Annotated in this window: 17 protein-coding genes; 6 read left to right on the top strand and 11 right to left on the bottom strand. The window is 64.5% G+C overall.

Going from position 1 to position 19629, the window contains the following annotated elements; translation table 11 throughout:
* Positions 1 to 27: 27 nt before the first annotated feature.
* Positions 28 to 1041 (top strand): glycosyltransferase, encoded by a 1014-nt coding sequence (locus GHT07_RS08180; RefSeq protein ID WP_153584573.1) that lies wholly within the window; start codon positions 28 to 30, stop codon positions 1039 to 1041.
* Here GHT07_RS08180 and GHT07_RS08175 read toward each other — a convergent pair.
* The 6 genes from GHT07_RS08175 to GHT07_RS08150 all read right to left on the bottom strand — a co-directional run bounded on the left by GHT07_RS08175 (position 944) and on the right by GHT07_RS08150 (position 7293).
* Positions 944 to 2041, bottom strand: a complete 1098-nt coding sequence (locus GHT07_RS08175; RefSeq protein WP_153584572.1) for an acyltransferase family protein — start codon at positions 2039 to 2041, stop codon at positions 944 to 946. The two genes, GHT07_RS08180 and GHT07_RS08175, sit on opposite strands and share 98 nt — an antisense overlap.
* The gene (locus GHT07_RS08170; RefSeq protein ID WP_153584571.1) at positions 2038 to 3054 is read right to left on the bottom strand and encodes an NAD-dependent epimerase; all 1017 of its coding nucleotides are present in this window, start codon (positions 3052 to 3054) and stop codon (positions 2038 to 2040) included. The genes GHT07_RS08175 and GHT07_RS08170 overlap by 4 nt, the downstream gene beginning before the upstream one ends.
* Entirely contained in the window at positions 3051 to 4373 is a 1323-nt protein-coding gene (locus GHT07_RS08165; RefSeq protein ID WP_153584570.1) for a UDP-glucose dehydrogenase family protein, read from the bottom strand. Before GHT07_RS08165 ends, GHT07_RS08170 begins: the two co-directional genes overlap by 4 nt.
* 76 nt (positions 4374 to 4449) lie before the next feature.
* Positions 4450 to 5340 carry an acetylglutamate kinase gene (gene argB / locus GHT07_RS08160; protein ID WP_153584569.1) on the bottom strand — a complete coding sequence of 297 codons (891 nt, stop codon included), beginning with the start codon at positions 5338 to 5340 and terminating at the stop codon, positions 4450 to 4452.
* Positions 5341 to 5396: 56 nt separating this feature from the next.
* Positions 5397 to 6497, bottom strand: coding sequence for a glycosyltransferase family 4 protein (locus GHT07_RS08155; protein ID WP_153584568.1), 1101 nt, complete (start codon positions 6495 to 6497; stop codon positions 5397 to 5399).
* Between the two features lie 76 nt (positions 6498 to 6573).
* Positions 6574 to 7293 carry a glycosyltransferase family 2 protein gene (locus GHT07_RS08150; protein WP_194792880.1) on the bottom strand — a complete coding sequence of 240 codons (720 nt, stop codon included), beginning with the start codon at positions 7291 to 7293 and terminating at the stop codon, positions 6574 to 6576.
* 91 nt (positions 7294 to 7384) lie between these two features.
* On the opposite strand from GHT07_RS08150, the gene rfbB reads away from it, so the two are divergent.
* Genes rfbB through GHT07_RS08125 form a run of 5 tightly spaced genes read left to right on the top strand, consistent with a single transcriptional unit; the run spans position 7385 to position 12510 of the window.
* Positions 7385 to 8458, top strand: a complete 1074-nt coding sequence (rfbB, locus tag GHT07_RS08145) for a dTDP-glucose 4,6-dehydratase (protein WP_153584566.1) — start codon at positions 7385 to 7387, stop codon at positions 8456 to 8458.
* Complete coding sequence (rfbD, locus tag GHT07_RS08140; protein WP_153584565.1) at positions 8455 to 9384, top strand: dTDP-4-dehydrorhamnose reductase; 930 nt, start codon at positions 8455 to 8457, stop codon at positions 9382 to 9384. The genes rfbB and rfbD overlap by 4 nt, the downstream gene beginning before the upstream one ends.
* Positions 9374 to 10267 carry a glucose-1-phosphate thymidylyltransferase RfbA gene (gene rfbA, locus GHT07_RS08135; RefSeq protein ID WP_153584564.1) on the top strand — a complete coding sequence of 298 codons (894 nt, stop codon included), beginning with the start codon at positions 9374 to 9376 and terminating at the stop codon, positions 10265 to 10267. The genes rfbD and rfbA overlap by 11 nt, the downstream gene beginning before the upstream one ends.
* A complete protein-coding gene (gene rfbC / locus GHT07_RS08130) occupies positions 10264 to 10824 on the top strand; it encodes a dTDP-4-dehydrorhamnose 3,5-epimerase (RefSeq protein ID WP_407646600.1) in 561 nt (186 codons plus the stop codon). The genes rfbA and rfbC overlap by 4 nt, the downstream gene beginning before the upstream one ends.
* Before the next feature lie 9 nt (positions 10825 to 10833).
* Positions 10834 to 12510 (top strand): M10 family metallopeptidase C-terminal domain-containing protein, encoded by a 1677-nt coding sequence (locus tag GHT07_RS08125; RefSeq protein WP_153584562.1) that lies wholly within the window; start codon positions 10834 to 10836, stop codon positions 12508 to 12510.
* A 42-nt stretch (positions 12511 to 12552) separates the two neighbouring features.
* On the opposite strand, the gene GHT07_RS08120 is transcribed toward GHT07_RS08125, so the two are convergent.
* The 5 genes from GHT07_RS08120 to GHT07_RS08100 form a co-directional block, all read right to left on the bottom strand.
* The gene (locus GHT07_RS08120) at positions 12553 to 13947 is read right to left on the bottom strand and encodes a TolC family outer membrane protein (protein WP_153584561.1); all 1395 of its coding nucleotides are present in this window, start codon (positions 13945 to 13947) and stop codon (positions 12553 to 12555) included.
* A 3-nt stretch (positions 13948 to 13950) separates the two neighbouring features.
* Entirely contained in the window at positions 13951 to 15342 is a 1392-nt protein-coding gene (locus GHT07_RS08115; RefSeq protein WP_153584560.1) for an HlyD family type I secretion periplasmic adaptor subunit, read from the bottom strand.
* Between the two features lie 68 nt (positions 15343 to 15410).
* Positions 15411 to 17138, bottom strand: coding sequence for a type I secretion system permease/ATPase (locus GHT07_RS08110; RefSeq protein ID WP_153584559.1), 1728 nt, complete (start codon positions 17136 to 17138; stop codon positions 15411 to 15413).
* Positions 17139 to 17155: 17 nt separating this feature from the next.
* Positions 17156 to 18976, bottom strand: a complete 1821-nt coding sequence (locus tag GHT07_RS08105; protein WP_153584558.1) for a type I secretion system permease/ATPase — start codon at positions 18974 to 18976, stop codon at positions 17156 to 17158.
* A complete protein-coding gene (locus GHT07_RS08100; RefSeq protein ID WP_153584557.1) occupies positions 18973 to 19602 on the bottom strand; it encodes a hypothetical protein in 630 nt (209 codons plus the stop codon). Before GHT07_RS08100 ends, GHT07_RS08105 begins: the two co-directional genes overlap by 4 nt.
* Positions 19603 to 19629: the final 27 nt, after the last annotated feature.

Here is a 19629-nt window from a genome sequence, read left to right as displayed (position 1 = left end):
ACTCCAACCGCGCCTGCCGACTCAACCATGCCCGCTTCTCCCAACGCCGACGGACCTATCGCCGTGGTCATCCCCTGCTACAAGGTGCGCAAGCACGTGCTGGGCGTGATCGAGGCGATTCCGCCCGAGGTCGCACAGGTGTGGGTGGTCGACGACGCGTGCCCCGAGAACACAGGTGACTACGTCCAGGCGCAGTGCCGCGACCCGCGTGTGCAGGTCGTGCGCCTGCCGGTCAATGGCGGTGTGGGCGCTGCCGTGATGGCGGGCTATCGCGCGGCGCTCGCCGCCGGCGCAGCCATCATGGTGAAGATCGACGGTGACGGGCAGATGCCGCCATCGCGCATCCCGCAGTTCATCACGCCCATCCAGCAAGGCCTGGCCGACTACACGAAGGGCAATCGCTTCTTCGACCCCGAAAGCCTCTCGGAAATGCCGGGCGTTCGTCTCTTCGGCAACCTGATGCTGTCGTTCCTGACCAAGTTGTCCAGCGGTTACTGGCATGTGGTTGACCCGACAAATGGCTACACCGCCATCGACGCACGGCTGGTCGCACGCCTGCGCATGGACAAGATCGCGACGCGCTACTTCTTCGAATCCGACTTGCTGTTTCGCCTCGGCACCTTGCGCGCCGTGGTGCTCGATGTGCCGATGCGCGCCGAGTATCCGCATGAAGAATCTTCGCTGTCGATCAAGCGTGTGATCGGGCCGTTCCTGCTGGGCAACCTGCGCAACCTGGCCAAGCGCGTGATCTACATGTATTACCTGCGCGACTTCTCGCTCGGCTCACTGCTGCTGCCGATGGGCCTCGTCCTCACCGCCTTCGGCCTGCTCTTTGGCAGCTTCAAATGGACGCACCTGATGACGCTGGGGACGACGGCTTCCGCTGGCACCGTGATGCTCGCCGCACTGCCGCTGATCCTGGGCATCCAGATGCTGCTGACATTCATCCAGTTCGATGTCCAGAACGTTCCGCGCACGCCGGTGGGTCCTCTCCTGGGGGCGATCGACGATGCGGCGTGGCGGGAGCAAACCGGCGCTTGAGCGCGAGCGCCGGTTTTTCGACCAAGTGCCACGAGGCGATCGCCACGAGCAGGGCCATCGCTGCCCCCAGTAGCGTGTTCATGGCGTTGCTGGAGTCGCCACCCATCGCGACCAGCGCCAGTTGCTGTGCCGGCCAGCCGTACAGATACACGCCATACGAGTAGTCACCCACGCGGTTGAAGCCGTCCAGGCCCGGCGCAAAAGCCAGCGTGAAGACGGCGTAGGGCAACAGCACTTCAAACAGTACGGTGAATGCCGGCGTGTTGCGCACCAGCAGCGTGGCCACCACCAGCGCCACAAGGATGCGCCAGCTCACAGGAACCCGGTCGCGATTCATCCACGCGAGCGAGCCGAGCATGAACATCAGCGATGAGTGCAGGTGATATTTGTAGGGCGAGTCCGCACCGACACTCGCGTGCAGGTAGTAGCCGACGGCCACCGCCATCACCGCCAGCGCGTTGAACCACGCGCGGCTGCGCAGCAAGCCCAGCAGCGCAGCCGCGAGCACTGCGAGATACAGCCTCACTTCAAGCGGCAGCGACCAGAGCGAGCCATTCACCGCCTGCTGCGGATGGCTTGCAAACACCCCCGGCAAGTCGTACTGCGCGCGCCACGCGGTCGCGTTGTTCCAGAAGTAGTCCCATGTCTCGAGCGACCAGTAGTGCGTCGACGCCGAAAGCGCAGGGCCTAGCGCCAGCACGGTGAGCAAGCAGCACACCACCAGCGCCGGATAGATGCGCAGCAGCCGCGACGCCATGAAGTAGCGCAGCCCGCGATCGCTCATTGCACTGCCCGTCACGAGAAAGCCACTGAGCAGGAAGAAGACGTCGATGGCCAGGGCGCCGGTGTAGTGGCCAGTGAACTGCGCGAATGGCTCCGGTGGCGCGAAGCCCGTGATGGCCGGGGCATGCGCATAGATGACCACCAGCGCAGCCAGCAGGCGGATGAGGTTGAAGTTGTTGCTGCGCCGCGCGAACAGGGCGCCCAGCGTCGGCGTCATGACCGGGCGAAGCGCTTGCCGTAATACGCCACAAACCAGTCGGTGAACTGCTTGAGTCCATCTTCGAGCGGCGTCGCTGGCTGAAAACCGACCCAGGCCTCGATGGCGGATGTGTCGGCGCAGGTGCTGGCGACGTCACCGGCCTGCATGGGCAACAGGTTTTTCCGGGCGGTGCGGCCGAGTTGTTGCTCCAGCGTTGCGATGAATTCCATCAGCGGCACGGGCGTGCGGTTGCCTATGTTGAAGATGCGCGCAGGCGCTGCACTTGGCGCGTTGTTCCGGGTGTCGTTGGCGTCGTCAGCAGTGGGCGCCTTGTCGAGCACGCGCACGACGGCCTCGGTCACATCGTCAATGTAGGTGAAGTCGCGCGACATCTGCCCCTGGTTGAAGACGTCGATGGGCACGCCTTCCATGATGGCTTTGGCAAACAGCGAGCACGCCATGTCGGGCCGGCCCCAGGGACCATAGACGGTGAAAAAGCGCAAGCCCGTCGTCGGCAGGCCGAAGAGGTGGCTGTAAACATGCGCCGAGAGCTCGTTGGACTTTTTAGTCGCTGCGTAGAGGCTCACCGGATGATCGACAGGGTCAGTCTCCGCGAAGGGCTGCTTGACGTTGCCGCCGTACACGCTCGAGCTGCTCGCGTACACCAGGTGGGCGATGCGTGCGTGGCGGCATGCCTCCAGGATGTTCGCGAAACCCACCAGGTTGCTCTGCACATAAACCTGCGGATTGCGCAATGAATAGCGCACACCCGCCTGCGCGGCCAGGTGCACGACGCGATCGAAGCTGCCTGCGGCAAACAGCGCGTCAAGCGGCGCCTGGTCAGCAATGTCAACGGCTTCGAAACGGAAATTCGCGTGGGACGCCAGCCGCTCCACGCGGTCTTGCTTGAGCGTGGGGTCGTAGTAGTCGTTGAGGTTGTCCAGCCCGGTCACTTCGTCGCCGCGCGCGAGCAGGCGCTCGCACACATGCATTCCGATGAAGCCGGCCGCGCCGGTGACCAGGACCTTCATCGGCCGATGGCGTGATATTCAAAGCCGCGGCCGCGCAGCAGCGCAGGGTCGTACAGGTTGCGGCCATCGAAGATGACGGGTGCCTTCAACGCGGCAGCAATCGCATCGAAATCGGGGCTGCGGAATTCTTTCCACTCCGTGACGATGACGAGCGCATCGGCGCCCGGCAGCGCAGCCATGGCATTGTCGGCATACGTGAGACCCGGCTTCACGCCGATGGCGCGCTGGGCCGTTTCCATCGCGGCGGGGTCATACGCCACGACTTGCGCGCCCGCGCCGACCAGTGCCTCCACCATCGCCAGGCTTGGCGCTTCACGCATGTCGTCCGTGTTTGACTTGAAGGCCAGGCCCCACAGCGCAAATTTTCTGCCGGCAAGCTGCTCGCCAAAGCGCGCGCGGATCTTGGCGGGCAGCACGCGCTTTTGGTGGTGGTTGGCCTGCTCGACGGCAGCGAGCACATGCAGGTCCATGCCGGCATCGTCGCGCGCCGTCTTCAGCAGCGCCTGCACGTCCTTGGGGAAGCACGAGCCGCCGTAGCCACAGCCCGCATAGAGAAAGTCGTAGCCGATGCGCGGGTCGGAGCCAATACCCTTGCGGATCGACTCGATGTCCGCGCCCAGGCGCTCGGCAAGATTGGCGAGTTCGTTGATGAAGCTGATACGCGTGGCAAGCATGGCATTGGCCGCGTACTTGGTCAGCTCGGCGCTGCGCCGGTCCATCAGCACGAAGCGGTCACGATTGCGCTGGAAGGGCGCGTACAGCTCGCGCATGATCGTGATGGCGTGATCGTCGTCAGTGCCGACCACCACGCGGTCCGGCCGCATGAAGTCTTCAACGGCGGCGCCTTCCTTGAGGAACTCCGGGTTGGAGACCACCGCGAAATCAATCTTCGCGTCGCGCCTGGCGAGCTCCTGCGCGATGGCGGCCGTGACCTTGTCGCCCGTGCCGACCGGCACAGTGCTTTTATCAACCACCACGCGGTAGTCGGTCATGTGCTGGCCAATGGCGCGCGCCGCAGCGAGCACGTATTGCAAGTCGGCGGAGCCGTCTTCACCGGGGGGCGTGCCGACGGCGATGAACTGCAGCAGGCCGAACTCGGTGGCTTCCTTCGCGTCAGTCGTGAACGACAGCCGCCCTGCCTGGATATTGCGCTCGACGATCTCCTTGAGGCCCGGCTCGAAGATGTGGATGTGCCCGTTGCGCAGCCCCTGGACTTTGCCCTCGTCGGTGTCGAAACAAAGCACGTCGTTGCCGACATCGGCCAGACACGCACCACTGACCAGTCCAACGTATCCGGTTCCAATCACAGTAATTTTCATCGACGATTCTTTCAGTGGGTGGCTGCGGAACTGGCACTGCCAGACCACGGGCTGCGCCCCCTTGTGGGGCAGGCCATCAATGGCTTCGGATCATCGTGCCGTAGGCCTGATCGGTCAGGATTTCAAGCAGCATGGCATGCGGCACGCGGCCATCGATGATGTGCACCGCATTGACGCCGCTCTTGGCCGCATCCAGCGCGCCTGCGATCTTGGGCAGCATGCCGCCGGAGATCGTGCCGTCGGCAAACAGCTCGTCGATTTCACGCGCCGAAAGGTTCGTGAGCAGCTTGCCGTCCTTGTCGAGCACGCCTGCCGTGTTCGTCAGCAGCATCAGCTTTTCGGCCTTGAGCACGGTGGCGAGCTTGCTCGCGACGACGTCGGCGTTGATGTTGTAGCTCTCGTTGTTTTCGCCAAAGCCGATCGGCGAGATGACCGGGATGAACTGGTCGTCCTGCAGCGCCTTCACGACGGACGGGTCGATGCTGACGATGTCGCCGACTTGGCCCACATCGTGTTCCTTGCTCGGGTCCTGGTTGTCCACCATCTTGAGTTTTTGCGCGCGGATGAGGCCGCCGTCGCGGCCTGTCAGCCCCACAGCCTTTCCGCCCGCCTGGTTGATGAGGCCGACGATGTCCTGCTGGACTTCACCTGCAAGCACCCATTCGACGACTTCCATGGTCTCGGCGTCGGTCACGCGCATGCCCTGGATGAACTCGCCCTTCTTGCCCAGCTTGGTGAGCGCCGACTCGATCTGCGGCCCGCCGCCATGCACAACGACCGGGTTCATGCCGACCAGCTTGAGCAGCACGACGTCTTCGGCAAAGTCTGCCTGCAGCTCGGGGTCGGTCATGGCGTTGCCGCCGTATTTGATGACCAGCGTCTTGCCGTGGAAACGGCGGATGTACGGCAGGGCTTGTGCAAGGATCTCTGCCTTGTCACGCGGAGCGATGTTGAGCAAGTCGGTCATGGAAGAATTCTAGGTTGAGCGTCCGGCGTTGGGCGTTGGGCGTGACGGACCCACTGCTAGCGGCGAAGCCATTTGGGGACTTTGAACCGGATGATGCTGGTGTAGGCCCACACATAGCCCGTCACAAAGGCCAACGCACAGATCTGAAGCACGAGCGTGTTGTTCCAGAACAGGACAGCCGGTGTCACGGTGAGCACCGCAAAGCCCCACAGGTAGGGCGACGTGCGGTTGTTGCGTATGAGCATGCGGCGTGCCTCGTCGTCGTCGAACACGCGGCGCACGATCCGCCGGTAAATCAGCTGGTGGAAATGCAGCGCATCGGCCACGCCCGGCGAGATGCCGCGCGCCGCTTTGCGGTAGATGGAGAACATCGTCTCCCACACCGGGTAGAGCAGCAGCACGAGCGGGAACCACGGCGACACCTGCGGATGGCGCATGACAAGCTGGATGGAGCCAATCGCCATCACGACGCCCCACAGGTATGCCCCACCGTCACCGGCAAAGAGCAAGCCGCGCGGGTAGTTCCACACCAGGAAACCCGCAGTGCACCCGGCCAGCACCAGGATGGTGGCGGCGAGTTGCCTGTCTCCGACCTGCACGGCTACATAAGCGAGCGCAAAGCAGCACACGAGCGCAACGGTACCGGCCAGGCCGTTATAGCCATCGATCAGGTTGAATGCATGTGGCAGCCCGCAGATGGCAAACACCGCAAACGCGGCGCCGGCCCATGGGTACATGGCCAGCAAGGCATCGACGCCCGGCAGCCCGAGCCGGGGCACGCTCAGGCCCAGCAGCCACACCGCGAGAATCGCCGCTCCCGTGGTGAGCAGCAGCCGGTAGACAGCCCGCAGGCGCTGCGTGAGGTCTTCAATGGCGCCGGCAGTCACCGTGAGCAGCGCCACGGACCACAAGATGGCGGCCGTTTCAGTGGGAATGCGAAGCTGGTTGAGCAGGTGCAGACGGTCGGAGATGACCATCCAGGCCCAGCCGACCGTGCAGCCGGCCATCATGCCGACACCGCCCACGCGCGGAACATGGCCCCAATGGAAGCGCTGGACCTGGTCGCCATAGCGCTGCGAATGCGATTTTCCGTAGCGGATGAGCAGTGCGCAGGCCACGAAGGAGCTCGCACAGGAAAGGATCAGCAGGAACAACATGCCGCGCTATTGTCGCGGCATTTGGCCGACATTCGCTCGCATTCGGCAGCAACTGCGCCGCAGGGCCCCCAGTGGGCTAGCTGGCCGTCACATCCGCGAGGTAGCGGCGCAACACCGGGCCGGTCCACAGCCGCCACAGGCTGCGCAGGTGCCAGGCCAGGTGACGCACTTCACGGCCACTGCCTCGCATGGCCTGGTGCACCACTGCCACCTCGACGCGCCTGAGTCCGAGGCCCGCGATGCGCAGGCGAAGGCAGAAGTCGGTGTCTTCGCAATACATGAAGAAGCGCTCGTCGAAACCGCCAAGGCGCCGGTAGTTCTGTGCGGGAACAAGCCAGAACGCGGCGCTGACCCAGTCGATGCCGCGTTGCGGCTGCTTGAGCAGGCGCCGGCGCAGCAAGGCAATGGGCGTGACAGCCTCGCGCTCGTTGTCTTGCAGGCTGCCATCGGGGTTGAGGAGCACGGGGTAAGCCAGGCCCGTTCCAGGCTCGCAGGCTGCCGCGACGAGCGAGCGCCACAACTCAGGGCCGGCGAGCTCCACGTCGGGGTTGAGCACGCAGAAAAATTCGGAGAAGCAGTGTTCGAACGCGCCGTTGTGGTTGGCGCCGAAGCCGGCGGGCCGGTCATTGAACAGCTCGGTGAAACGGAAGGGCCAGCCCTCGGCCGGCTCCTGCAGCGTGGGCTCGGGGATGTTGTGCGTGACGATGACGTGCTCGATCCAGCCGCCATGCCCATCGCACAGCTCGCGCAGCAAATCCTGCACCATTGCCGTGTGCCCGTGACTCACAATGGACACGGCGATGCGCCCACGGCGCAAGGCTTGGTGCGAAGAGGAGGCACTTACAATCGGAGCGATCAATTCAAGCTACGCCAAAACAGGGAAACACATGATTCTAGTGACTGGCGGGTGCGGCTTCATCGGTTCGGCCTTTGTGCTGGGATGGCTGAACACCAGCCGTGAACCGGTGGTCAACCTGGACCTGCTGACCTACGCGGGTCACCCTGGCAACCTGGCCGCCGTCGCCGCCAACGAGGGTTATACCTTTATCCGGGGCGATATTGGGGATTCGGCGCTTGTCGAGCAGATTTTGACCCGGCACCGGCCGCGCGCCATCATCAATTTCGCGGCAGAAAGCCATGTTGACCGCTCCATCAGCGCGCCGCTGGCTTTTGCGCAGACCAACGTCCTGGGCACACTGAAACTTCTTGAAACCGTGCACGCATGGTGGCGCAAGCTCAGCCCGGCCGATGCGTCGGAGTTCAGGTTCGTCCATGTCTCCACCGATGAGGTTTACGGCTCGCTCGACCCGCATGACGCCGGCTTTACCGAGCAGCACCGCTTCCAGCCGAACAGCCCGTATTCCGCGTCAAAGGCGGCCTCCGACCACTTCGTGCGCGCCTGGCATCACACATTCGGGCTGCCCACGCTCACCACGAACTGCTCGAACAACTACGGGCCGCGCCAGTTCCCCGAAAAGCTCATTCCGCTGATGATCCACAACGCCCTGCGCGGCGAGCCGCTGCCCGTCTATGGCGACGGCCGGCAGGTGCGCGACTGGCTGCATGTGGACGACCATTGCACGGCATTGAATGCCGTGCTGGAACGCGGCCGACCCGGCGAGAGCTACAACATCGGCGGACGTTCCGAGCGCACCAACCTCGCCGTGGTCGATTCGATCTGCAACGCGCTTGATGCGCTGCGCCCGCGCAAAGGGGGTGGCCGCTACATCGAGCTGCTCTCCCATGTCCAGGACCGCCCGGGCCACGACAGGCGCTACGCCATTGACGACTCGAAAATTGCGAGTGAACTCGGCTGGCAGCCCACGGTGAAATTCGAGCAAGGCATCCGCGCCACCGTCCAGTGGTACCTCGATCACGAAGACTGGGTCGAGTCGGTCACCAGCGGCAGCTATCGCCAATGGGTTGAGCTGCACTACAAGAGCGCCGTGCCAGTCGCATGAATATCCTGCTGCTCGGAGCAAATGGCCAGGTTGGCTGGCAGTTGCGCCGCAGCCTTGCCGTGGTCGGCAACGTCACTGCATTGCACCGTGGCAGCACGCCGCTGTGCGGCGACCTGGCCCGCCCCGCAGAGCTTGCCCAAACCATACGGGCACTTCGCCCCGACGTGATCGTCAATGCGGCGGCCTACACAGCAGTAGACAAGGCGCAGGCCGAACCGGAAGCCGCATTCGCCATCAACGCGCTTGCCTGCGAAGTGCTGGCGCGCGAATCGAACGCGATCGGCGCCTGGCTGGTGCACTACTCGAGCGACTATGTGTTCAACGGCAGCGGCGAGCGCGCGTGGGCTGAAACCGATGCGACGGGGCCTGTCAACGAGTACGGGCGCGGCAAGCTCGAAGGCGAGCGCGCCATCGTCTTGGGCAACCCGAGGCATCTCGTGTTGCGCTGCAGCTGGGTGTTCGACACGTGGGGCCAGAACTTCCTGAAGTCGATTCTTCGCGCAGCCGCGCAACGCGAGTCGCTCAACGTCGTCGCCGACCAGTGGGGCGCACCCACACGCGCTGCGCTCATTGCCGACGTCACGGCACATGTCATTGGTCAGCTGCAGGTCAGCCGTGCGGGCATCTATCACCTGGCCGCAGCCGGCTTCACCAACTGGCATGCCTATGCGCAGCTGGCCATCGAAGAGGCCATCGCCTGCGGTGTGACGCTGGTCACGGCGCCGCAGCGGGTGAATGCGATAGGCTCCGCGCACTATCCCGTCGCGGCGCCGCGCCCAGGCAATTCACGCCTGGACACAACGAAGTTGCGCACCACCTTCGGGGTGGCGCTCCCGCCGTGGCAGGATGGCGTGCGGGCCGTGGTGGCCGAGCTGGCGGCAGGGGATCGCCGAAACGTGGAATCGGGACAAAAGAATGTCAATTGAGCGCGCAGAGCGAAAAGGAATCATCCTGGCCGGCGGCGCAGGCACACGCCTGCACCCGGCGACGCTGGCCATCTCCAAGCAGCTCTTGCCCGTGTACGACAAGCCGATGATTTATTACCCGCTTGCCGCGCTGATGCTCGCGGGCATCAGCGAGGTGCTGGTGATCAGCACGCCGCAAGACACCCCCCGGTTCGAGCAGTTGCTCGGCGACGGCTCTGCCTGGGGCATGCGCTTCGAGTACGCGGTGCAGCCCCGCCCCGAGGGCCTGGCGCAGGCCTTCCTGATTGGCCGCGAATTCCTGGCTGGCTCGCCCTGCGCGCTGGTGCTGGGCGACAACATTTTTTACGGCCACGACCTGGTCAAGCTCCTGCAGGCGGCCGACGCGCGGCAGGAAGGCGCCACGGTGTTCGCCTATCACGTCAAAGACCCGGAACGCTACGGCGTGGTGACGCTCGATGCAGCAGGCAAGGCGCTGTCCATCGAGGAAAAGCCGGCACACCCGCAAAGCCATTACGCCGTCACGGGGCTGTACTTCTACGATTCGGATGTGTGCGACATCGCTGCACGTGTAAAACCTTCACCGCGCGGGGAACTCGAAATCACCGCCGTGAACCAAGCCTACCTGGACCGCGGCCTGCTCAACGTCCAGACCATGGGCCGCGGCTTCGCGTGGCTCGACACCGGGACGCACGAAAGCATGCTGGAAGCCACGCAGTTCATTCACACGCTCGAGCGGCGGCAGGGCCTGAAGGTCGCCTGCCCCGAAGAAATCGCCTGGCGCAATGGCTGGATCGACCGCGACCGCCTGCTCGCCCTTGCGCAGCCACTGGCCAAGAGCAGCTACGGCACGTACCTGCAGAACATCGCGACCGGCGCGCTGTGATGCTCAAAGCCACGCCAACGCGCCTGCCCGAGGTGCTGGTGATTGAACCGCGCGTCTTCGGCGATGAACGCGGCTTTTTCTTCGAGAGCTACAACCGCGCAGCGTTCCGGCAAGCCACAGGCATCGATGTGGACTTCGTGCAGGACAACCATTCGCGCTCCGCCAAAGGCGTTTTGCGTGGCCTGCATTACCAGCTGCACCAGCCCCAGGGCAAGCTGGTGCGCGTGACGAGCGGCCGTGTGTTTGATGTGGCAGTGGACTTGCGCAAGAGTTCGCCAAACCTGGGCCGATGGGCCGGCGTTGAACTGTCTGCCGACAACAAGCGGCAACTGTGGGTGCCCGCAGGCTTTGCGCATGGCTTCCTCGTGCTGTCGGAGCATGCCGACTTTTTGTACAAGACCACCGACTACTACGCGCCTGCCCACGAACGCGCTGTCGCCTGGAACGACCCGCAGCTGGCCATCGAGTGGCCGCTGGCAGAGTTGACTCAGGCGCCAGCCGTATCCGCCAAAGATGCAGCAGCCGCACCCTGGGCAGCCGCCGAACTTTTCGATTGAGGGCGCGCGATGCAGTTGGAACGTCAGAGCGAAATTCCAGACACCGCGGACACCATTGCCGGCACGCCCGTCACCGGCGCCGCACCGCTTGCCGCCAGCACGATCACCACAGCAAGTGCCGGCACGGTGGTGGCCTATCCGTACACCGGCGACTACCGGGTCGACGTGCTGCTCGACAGCACGCCGGCCAGCGACTTTTCAGTGACCTCTCGCTGGAACTACGGCGTGCCATTGGGCACGCAGGGCTACACGATCACCTACAGCTTCATGAAATCGGTGCCCAGCTATGGCGGCAACGACAGCAGCACCGGGATCTCCGGCTCGTTCGGCTTCGAGGTCTTCACCAACGCCCAGAAGCAGGCGACGCGCGACATCTTCGCGCACCTGAGCGCCGAGCTCGGAATCAACTTCCAGGAGGTAACCGAGACCGGCGACACGATCGGGCAGATTCGCCTGGGCCAGAACAACCAGTCGGCGGCAGGCTCGGCGGCCTACACCTTCCTGCCCAACACCGCAGACGATGGCGTACAGGGCTACGGCCTGTCGGGTGACTTGTGGTTCGACTACACCTATGCGCCCAACCACGACCTGACCCCTGGGGGCGAAGGCTACGAAACACTCATCCACGAAATCGGCCATGCGCTCGGCCTGAAGCACCCGGGCAACTACAACGTGGGCGACGGTTCATCCTCCCAGCCGGGCAACTATCTCGCAGCGGCAGAGGACAACAGCTACTACACGGTGATGTCGTACACCTACGCGCTCGAAGGGCGCGACTGGTACGGCATCTACGACCTGCTGGCGCTCAAGACGCTCTACGGTGCAGACGCGGCTTACCAGGCAGGTGCAACGACCTATTCATTCACTGACGCCGACGGCCGTGCGCTGAAGATCATTGATGACGCGTCCGGCAGCGACACCGTGGATCTTTCTGCGCTGACGCTGGGCGCGAACATCGACTTGCGGCCCGGCGCTTTCAGCTCGATCGGACGCACCGAGCTGGGCACGCCTTCCGAGCGCAACCTGTCGATCGACCTGCTGACCTCCATCGAGAACGTCACGGGCACGAGCTACGCCGACCACATCATCCTGAGCAGCGGCACTGCCAGCGCCAATGGTGGCGCCGGGATCGACACGGTGGAATACCTGCAGGGCCGCGCTGCGTACACCATCGCGCCAAACGGCAACAGCATACAAGTGACGGCGGGCGGCGTGAACGACTCGCTCGTGAATGTCGAGCGCCTGCAGTTCACCGACGGCAGGTTCGCCTTCGACTTCGCAGGCAATGCGGGCCTGAGCGTCAAACTCATCGGCGCAGTGCTGGGCCAGGGCGCATCGCCGGACCCCTTCATCGCAGGCGTCGGGCTGTTCTACCTCGACGCAGGCACGCCCTACGAAGACCTGATGACCGGCGCGATCAACTACCAGCTGGGCGCCAGCCATACGCACGCCGCGTTCGTGAACCTGATCTACACCAACGTCGCAGGCTTCGCACCGGCGCCCGACCAGCTGGCCTATTGGGTCGGCGAGCTCGACGCGGGGCACTTCACTGAAGCCGGCCTCGCTGTTCTCGCGGCCGACACCTCGTACAACCTGGCCCGCGTGAACTTCACCGGGCAATCGTTGCAAGGGCTGGCTTACACGCCCTACGGCAGCAGCGGCGGCGAAACCAACCCGAACGCCTGAGCGAAGCAGCGGGCCGGCCGCTCAAACGCCGGCGCTACCGCTTCAGGGCTTGAGCCAGCTGTTGGCCTCTGCGATCGCGTCTTCGTCAGCAACGCCTGCAAGTGCCTTCAGCTTGATGCGCGACAGCACTGCCGTATAGCGCGCGTTGGCCAGGTCGCGAAGGGCCGTGAGGCGCTGCTCTTCGGCATTGAGCACATCCAGCAGCGTGCGCGCGCCGCCCTCGAACGAGCGGCGGTTCGAGGTGACCATCACATCCGCCGAGCGCGCAGCTGTTTCCAGTGCGACGATGCTCAATGTGCCTTCGGTCACGCCGCGATATTCCTTCTCGACGCGCAGGCCCAGGTCACGGCGCGTGGCTTCCAGCGCCTGCTCGGCACGCTCGATATCGGCCACGGTCTGGCGGACTTGCGAGCTGGTGAGGCCGCCAGAGAAGATGGGCACGTTCAGCTGCACACCCACCGACTTGCTGTTGTAGCTGGTGCCCACAGTGTTGATGCTGTCGCTCTTGCTCATGTTCCATTGCAAGATCCCGTCGAAGGTCGGCAGGTGCCCGGCAAGCGCCTTGTCGTATTCGGCGCGCGCAGCATCGCGCTGCGCCTTCAGCGAGATCAGCTCGGGGCTGGTGAGCTCGGCGCGCTCGCGCCAGTCTTCGAGCGATCCGGGCTGCGGCGCCTGCCGCAGCTTCACCTCGTCGATGGGCGCGAGTTTGGTGACCGGCTGGTTGATGATCACCTGCAGCTGGCGGCGCGTGTATTCGACGTTCTGGTTGGCCTCGAGCAAGTGCGCAATCGCCAGGTCAAGCCGCGCCTGGGCTTCATCGATGTCGGTGCGCACGCCCGCGCCGCCCGCAAAACGCTTCTTCGCAGCGTCGAGCTGCGTGCGGTAGCTGGTTTGCTGCTGCAACACGAGCGCGCGCTGGTCTTCGGCCAGCAGTGCTTCCATGTAGGCGCCGGTGACACGCGTTGCGAGGTTCTGCGTCTCCTTTTCGAGCGAAGCATTCGCATCGGCGACTTGCGCCTTGGCTTGCCGGTAGTCGGCCCACAAAGCCGGGCGAAACAAGGGCTGGCGCAGGATGAACGTTCGGGAATTGCTGTCGTAGAACTGCTCGGTGGTCTTGGGCACGCCCGCAATGTCGGGCTGCGTGCGGATCAGGTTGTTGCGATTCGCGCCGGCCTGGAACCCGATGTTGGGCAGCAACTGCGAGCGTGCTTGCGGAATGCGCTCGCGGCGCGCGTCGGCGCCGGCGCGCGCCGTGCGGATGATGGCGTCCTGCGTCAGTGCCAGCCGGTACGCTTCGAGCAAGGTCAGGGCGGGCGCGGATGCAGTTTGCGATGCAGTCGCAGACGCCGCTGCTGCTGGCGCGGCTTGCGCCATTGCGCTCGTCATGGGCGCGGCTGCCGCCAGGCACGCCATAAAAATGTGGGTCTTGGTGCGCATGGATCATTGCTCCTTCATGGCTGCTGCAAGGCGCTTGGTCAGCGGGTGCAGCATGTAAGCCAGCAGCGAGCGCTCGCCGGTCTTGAGAATCACATCGACGGGCATGCCAGGCTGCAAGACGCGCTTGCCGAGCTTCTTGTAGCCTTCAGGCGTGACCGTCACGCGCGCCAGGTAGTACTGCTGGTTCGACGCCTGGTCCACCAGCAAATCGGCGGAGATCGACACCACCTTGCCTTCCACCACCAGCGTCGGCGTGTTGGAAAAAGCGTTGAAGCGGATGTCCACCGGCAGGCCCGCGGACACGTGGTCAATCAGGTTGGGCGACACGCGCGTTTCGATAAGCAGCGGCTCGTTGTCCGGCACGATGTCCATGAGCTTCTGGCCCGTCTGGATCACGCCGCCCACCGTCTGCACTGCGAGGCCCACCACCTGGCCCGTGGCGGGCGCCTTGATGTCGACACGCGCCAGTTCATCCTGCAGCGAATGGAACTTCGCCTCGTCAGCCTGCACTTGCTGCGTGACGTCGGTGAGTTGCGACTCGACTTCCTTGCGGTAATCCTCGCGGCGCGAGATCGAGCGCTGGCGCAACTCGAGGATCGCGCGTTCGGCACGCTGGATGTTGCCCAGCACTTCTGCCATGGCGCTGTTCGACTCGGAAACCATTCGCTCGAGTTCGAGCTGGCGGTTGCGCGGCAGGTAGCCTTCCTTGACCAGGTCGCGCGACTGCGTGAGCTCCTCGTTGAGCAGCTTGATGGTCTCGCGGCGGCTGGCCAGCATGCCCTTGTATGAATTGACCAGTGCCTGCTGGCCTTCGATGCTTTCCTGGATGCCCTGCAGGTCGGCGCGAAGCTGCTCGCGGCGCGAGGTGAACAGCTGCTCCTGCGACACCATCTGGTTGCGGATGAGCGGATCGCTCGCAGCCTTGAGCAGATCAGGATGGAACGTGATCTTCGGCGCATTGACCTGCTCTGCCGACAGGCGCCCTTGCGAGGCGCGAAAGCTCATGTAGTGCTGGCGGATGCCTTCAAAGTCAGCCTTGGCGCGTGCGTCGTCCAGGCGAAGCAGCACCTGGCCTTCCTTGACGTGATCGCCCTCGCCCACCAGCACTTGCTTGACGAGGCCGCCCGTGGGGTGCTGCACCGGCTTGCGCTTGGTGTCCACGGAGATCATGCCCTGGCTCGGCACGCCTTCGTCGAGCGGCGCGAACGCGGCCCACAGCAGGAAGCCGCCGAAGCCGATGCCCAGCGCCCACAGGCCGAATTTCGCGGCGCCGATGGAGTCGCTGGACGCGGCAGCGGCTGCGGCGAGCTCGTTGTCTTCCTTGACGACGACGGCGTTCTCGGCGGCATTGCCGGGTACGGATGAAAGGCGGGAGAGGATGTCTGATTTGGCCATGGCAGTGAGCTCGGAAAAATTTTGTCGGGTAACAGGGTGCAGTCGATGCGGGTGGGCTTGAGACGGCCTCAGGCCGGCTGCGGAACGCCTGCTTGCGGCGGTTGTTGTTTTGGCGGCGGGCGCAGCGCGGCCATCACCTGTTCACGTGCGCCATCGACCTTGATCTCGCCGTCTTTGAGAACCATCACGCGGTCGGCGACCGACACAATGCTTCCGCGGTGCGTGATGAGAAAGACCGTGCGGCCTTCCTGCTTGAGCTGCTTGATCGTGCGCACCAGCGATGCTTCGCCCGCGTCGTCGAGGTTGGAGTTCGGCTCGTCGAGCACGATCACGCGCGGGTTGCCGTACACGGCGCGCGCCAGGCCGATACGCTGGCGCTGGCCGCCCGAGAGCATGCCGCCTGCCTCGCCTATCGACGTGTCGTAGCCCTTGGGAAAGCGCAGGATCATCTCGTGCAGGCCGGCACAGCGCGCAGCTTCGATGATTTTGTCGGAATCGGCTGCGCCGAAGCGCGCGATGTTGTCGGCGATCGAGCCTTCGAACAGTTCGATGTCTTGCGGCAGGTAACCCAGGTGCGGCCCAAGCTCGACGCGGTTCCATCCGTTGATGGGCAGCCCGTCGATCAGCACCTCGCCCGACACCTCGGGCCAGATGCCGACCATCACGCGCGCCAGCGTCGACTTGCCCGAGCCGGACGGCCCGAGGATCGCGGTGACAGTGCCGGCCTGTACTTCGAAGCTCACACCCTTGAGGATGGGCGTCTCGCGGCCCGTGGCCGTGGCGACGACATCACGCAATTGCATGCTGCCGTTGGGTGCCACGCGGCTCAGGTTCGGGTCGCGTTCGGGGTACTGCTGCAGCAGCTTTTCGAGGCGGTCGAAGGCAGCGCGCGTCATCGCGAGCATGCGCCAGGTGGACACGAGCTGGTCGATGGGCGACAGCGCACGCGTCATCAGCATGTTCGAGGCGATCATGCCGCCTGGCGACAAATCACCGTGGATCACGAGCAGCGCGCCCACGCCCAGTGAAATCGACTGCTGGCTGTAGCGCAGCAACTTGCTCCAGGCCTGCACGCGGTTGACGACGCCTTGCGACTCGCTCGTCTGGCCCAGCCAGCCGAGTTGCAGCTTGCGCCAGCGCGCACGCAGCGAATCAAGCATGCCCATCGACTCGATCACTTCCGCGTTGCGCAGCTTGCTTTGCAGGTAGCTGCTGACTTCCATGCCGGCTGCTTGCGCCGCCTCTGAAGGCTTGACCGTATGGCGGTGGCCAAACCAGGCTTGCAGGCCCTGCACGCATGCGAAGAACAGTGCCAGCCAGCCAAGCACGGGCTGCAGGAAGAAGATCACGATGATGTAGATCGGCGCCCACGGCGCGTCGAAGAACGCGTAGATGCCCTGGCCGGTGAGGAACTGGCGGATGGTCAGCAGGTCGCTGAACGAGCGCGAGGGGCTTGCCGACGATTGCGACAGGTATGACTCGAAGCTCGAATTGAAAACGCGCGTGGACAGTTGCTCGTCAAAGCGCACACCGGCACGCACCAGCACGCGCGAGCGCGACCAGTCGGAGATGGCCATGATGCCGAACAGGAACAGCGTGATCAGCGAGACGGCCAGCAACGTCAGCTCGCTGCGGCTGACCATGACGCGGTCATAGATCTGCAGCATGTAGATCGTCGGCGCCAGCATCAGCAGGTTCGACACGAAGCTGAAGAGCGCCACGATGTAGAACTCGCGGCGGAAGGCCCACAGGGCCTGCGTGAGTTCGCTGCGCTCGAAGAAGGAAGGTTGTTTCATGGTTGTTTTTGCTTCGATCACGGCGTGGTCATCAGGCGCGGGGCGCCGCCGCCCTGCTGCCTTTGTTGCTGCGCCTGTTGCGCCTGTTGCGCGGCCTTGGCCATGGCGGCGAGCACGTCGTCGCGCGGACCGAAGCCCTGCACCTGGCCGTCCTTGAGCACAAGCAGTTTGTCCACCACCCCCAGGATGCTGGTGCGGTGCGTGATCACGACGAACGTGGTGCCGCGCCCCTTCAGTTCCTTGATGGCCGACGCCAGTGCGGCATCGCCTTCGTCGTCGAGGCTGGAATTGGGCTCGTCGAGCACGACGAACACCGGGTCGCCATACAGCGCGCGTGCCAGGCCCACGCGCTGGCGCTGGCCGCCCGACAGGCGTGCACCGTCGCGGCCGACGGGGCTGTCATAGCCCTGCGGCAGGGCCAGGATGAATTCATGCAAGCCGACGGCGCTGGCAGCGGCCTGGACCTTCGCCATTTCGACTTCGCCAAAGCGCGCGATGTTCTCGGCCATGGTGCCTTCGAACAGCTCGACGTCCTGCGGCAGGTAACCCACGTGCGGGCCCAGCTCTGACTTGTCCCACGCGAACACATCCACACCGTCGAGTCGAACCTTGCCGCCCGACGAGGGCCACAGGCCGACGAGGCAGCGCGCCAGTGTTGTCTTGCCGGACGCAGACGGGCCGATCACGGCGAGGACGTCGCCCGGCAGCAGGCCGAACGCCACACCCTTGAGGATCGGCAGGGGCGAGCCCGGCGCCGCAGCGACGATGCTCTCGACCTGCAGACTGCCCTTGGGCGCAGGAAGCGTCATCGCTTCAGGCTTGGCCGGCAGCGCCGTGAGCAGCGCGTCAACGCGCGTCCATGAGTCGCGTGCAGCGATGAAGCCGCGCCATTGCCCCACGATGATCACGAACGGCGCAAGAATGCGGCCGCCCAGCACGGAGGCAATGATCAGCATGCCGCTGCCACCGTTGATCATGTCGTGCAGCAGCAGCAGCGCGGCCACACCCATCAGGCCGGAGCTCACTGTCTGCTGCAGGAACTTGGTCACCGCCTGGTAGCCGCCCGCGCGCTCGGAGGCGACTGCCTGCAGGCCCAGGAACTCACGCTGCTTTTCGATCCAGCGCTTATGGATGTCGCGCTGCATGCCCATCGACTCGATGACCTGCGCGTTGCGCAGCACACCGTCGGCGTATTGCTGCGCGGCGAACGAGCTGCGATTGGCAGCAATGAGCGGCGGCTTGGTCGCCCTTTCGTTCAGCACACCGATGCCCACCTGCACGAAAGCGCCGGCCAGCGCAACGCAGCCCAGGATGGGGCTGATCGCGAACACGAGAATCGTGAAGACCAGCGACACGGGCGACTCCATCACCGCCATCACCAGGGGTGAATAGAGAAAATCGCGGATGGTGCGGAAGTCGTTCATCGTCTGCTGCGTGCCACCGGGCAGGCGGCGCAGGTTGGCCGTGAACATCGCGTTGAACACGCGGTCGCCCAGCTTGGCATCGAGCGCGACGCCCGCGCCGTACATCACTTGCGCGCGAGCCCATTCGAGAATTTCCATCACGATGTAGGCACCCAGCACCAGCCCCAGCAGCATGGCGAGCGTGAAGTGGTTGCGGGTGGTGACGACGCGGTCGTACACCTCGAGCATGTAGGCCGTGGGCGCGAGCACGAGCAGCGCCGACACCAGGCTGAACATCATCGCCCGCTTGAAATACGGCCGCAGCGATGCCACGGCTTCAGCGAGCTCTGACTTGCTGGCTGCCTTTTGCAGGCTGCGCGCAGCGGCGGCCGCTGCTGCCGACGTCGCCGTGCTTGTTGTTGTTGCTGGCGTCATGCTTCCACCTTCACTTTCACGTAATCGGGTAACTGGCCGCGTTGCTGGGCCGAGGGCAATGCGCGTTCGTCGGGCTCGTCTTCATCGGGCTCCATGAACGAGAACAGCAGTTCAAACTTGTCGTCCTTGCGGCGCGAGAGGATCACTTCGCGCAGCTTGCGCTCGTGAAACAGGCTCTCGTCCGCCGGCTTGAGCGGCAGCTTCATGCGCATGCGCCCGTCGAGCGTGTACAGCGACATCACCCCCGCCTTCAGGCTGAGCGTGTGGCGGTCGAAGTAAACAGGATTGGTGTCCGCGAAGTGGATCAGCGGCAGCGGCTTGCCGGCCATGCGGCTCACGTGGAACGGGCTGTCCGGGTGCTGGAACACGACGCGCGAGGTGCGCGAGACGGCATAGATGGCGTTGCAGACCATCTGCGAACCAATGGCCGGGAACTGCTGGCGCAGCGAGCGGTAAGCCAGGTGGTGCAGCGTGACGCGATTCCAGTTGCGGTTTTGCTGCACGAGCGGCGCGAGGGTGTTGCACAGCAGCGCAAATGCCTGCTGCAACGCCACGAGCCGCACCACCTGTTCAGGCGTGGCATTCAGGGTGATACGCAGGGAATCCTTGCGCGGGGGCTCTTTCATATAGGAGATTGTACTTGGTTCCTATAT

It is taken from the genome of Caenimonas koreensis DSM 17982, from assembly GCF_009646335.1.
Taxonomy (GTDB): Bacteria; Pseudomonadota; Gammaproteobacteria; order Burkholderiales; family Burkholderiaceae_C; genus Ramlibacter; species Ramlibacter koreensis.
This window is presented reverse-complemented; position numbering and strand designations above follow the sequence as displayed.

Excerpts from the sequence above, each read along its gene's own strand:
- GHT07_RS08165 (WP_153584570.1), bottom strand. The coding sequence starts at position 4,373 with ATGAAAATTACTGTGATTGGAACCGGATACGTTGGACTGGTCAGTGGT.
- GHT07_RS08110 (WP_153584559.1), bottom strand. The coding sequence starts at position 17,138 with ATGAAACAACCTTCCTTCTTCGAGCGCAGCGAACTCACGCAGGCCCTG.
- GHT07_RS08100 (WP_153584557.1), bottom strand. The coding sequence starts at position 19,602 with ATGAAAGAGCCCCCGCGCAAGGATTCCCTGCGTATCACCCTGAATGCC.
- GHT07_RS08175 (WP_153584572.1), bottom strand. The coding sequence starts at position 2,041 with ATGACGCCGACGCTGGGCGCCCTGTTCGCGCGGCGCAGCAACAACTTC.
- rfbD (WP_153584565.1), top strand. The coding sequence starts at position 8,455 with ATGAATATCCTGCTGCTCGGAGCAAATGGCCAGGTTGGCTGGCAGTTG.
- GHT07_RS08170 (WP_153584571.1), bottom strand. The coding sequence starts at position 3,054 with ATGAAGGTCCTGGTCACCGGCGCGGCCGGCTTCATCGGAATGCATGTG.
- GHT07_RS08105 (WP_153584558.1), bottom strand. The coding sequence starts at position 18,976 with ATGACGCCAGCAACAACAACAAGCACGGCGACGTCGGCAGCAGCGGCC.
- GHT07_RS08155 (WP_153584568.1), bottom strand. The coding sequence starts at position 6,497 with ATGTTGTTCCTGCTGATCCTTTCCTGTGCGAGCTCCTTCGTGGCCTGC.
- argB (WP_153584569.1), bottom strand. The coding sequence starts at position 5,340 with ATGACCGACTTGCTCAACATCGCTCCGCGTGACAAGGCAGAGATCCTT.
- GHT07_RS08180 (WP_153584573.1), top strand. The coding sequence starts at position 28 with ATGCCCGCTTCTCCCAACGCCGACGGACCTATCGCCGTGGTCATCCCC.
- GHT07_RS08115 (WP_153584560.1), bottom strand. The coding sequence starts at position 15,342 with ATGGCCAAATCAGACATCCTCTCCCGCCTTTCATCCGTACCCGGCAAT.
- GHT07_RS08125 (WP_153584562.1), top strand. The coding sequence starts at position 10,834 with ATGCAGTTGGAACGTCAGAGCGAAATTCCAGACACCGCGGACACCATT.
- rfbA (WP_153584564.1), top strand. The coding sequence starts at position 9,374 with ATGTCAATTGAGCGCGCAGAGCGAAAAGGAATCATCCTGGCCGGCGGC.
- GHT07_RS08120 (WP_153584561.1), bottom strand. The coding sequence starts at position 13,947 with ATGCGCACCAAGACCCACATTTTTATGGCGTGCCTGGCGGCAGCCGCG.
- rfbB (WP_153584566.1), top strand. The coding sequence starts at position 7,385 with ATGATTCTAGTGACTGGCGGGTGCGGCTTCATCGGTTCGGCCTTTGTG.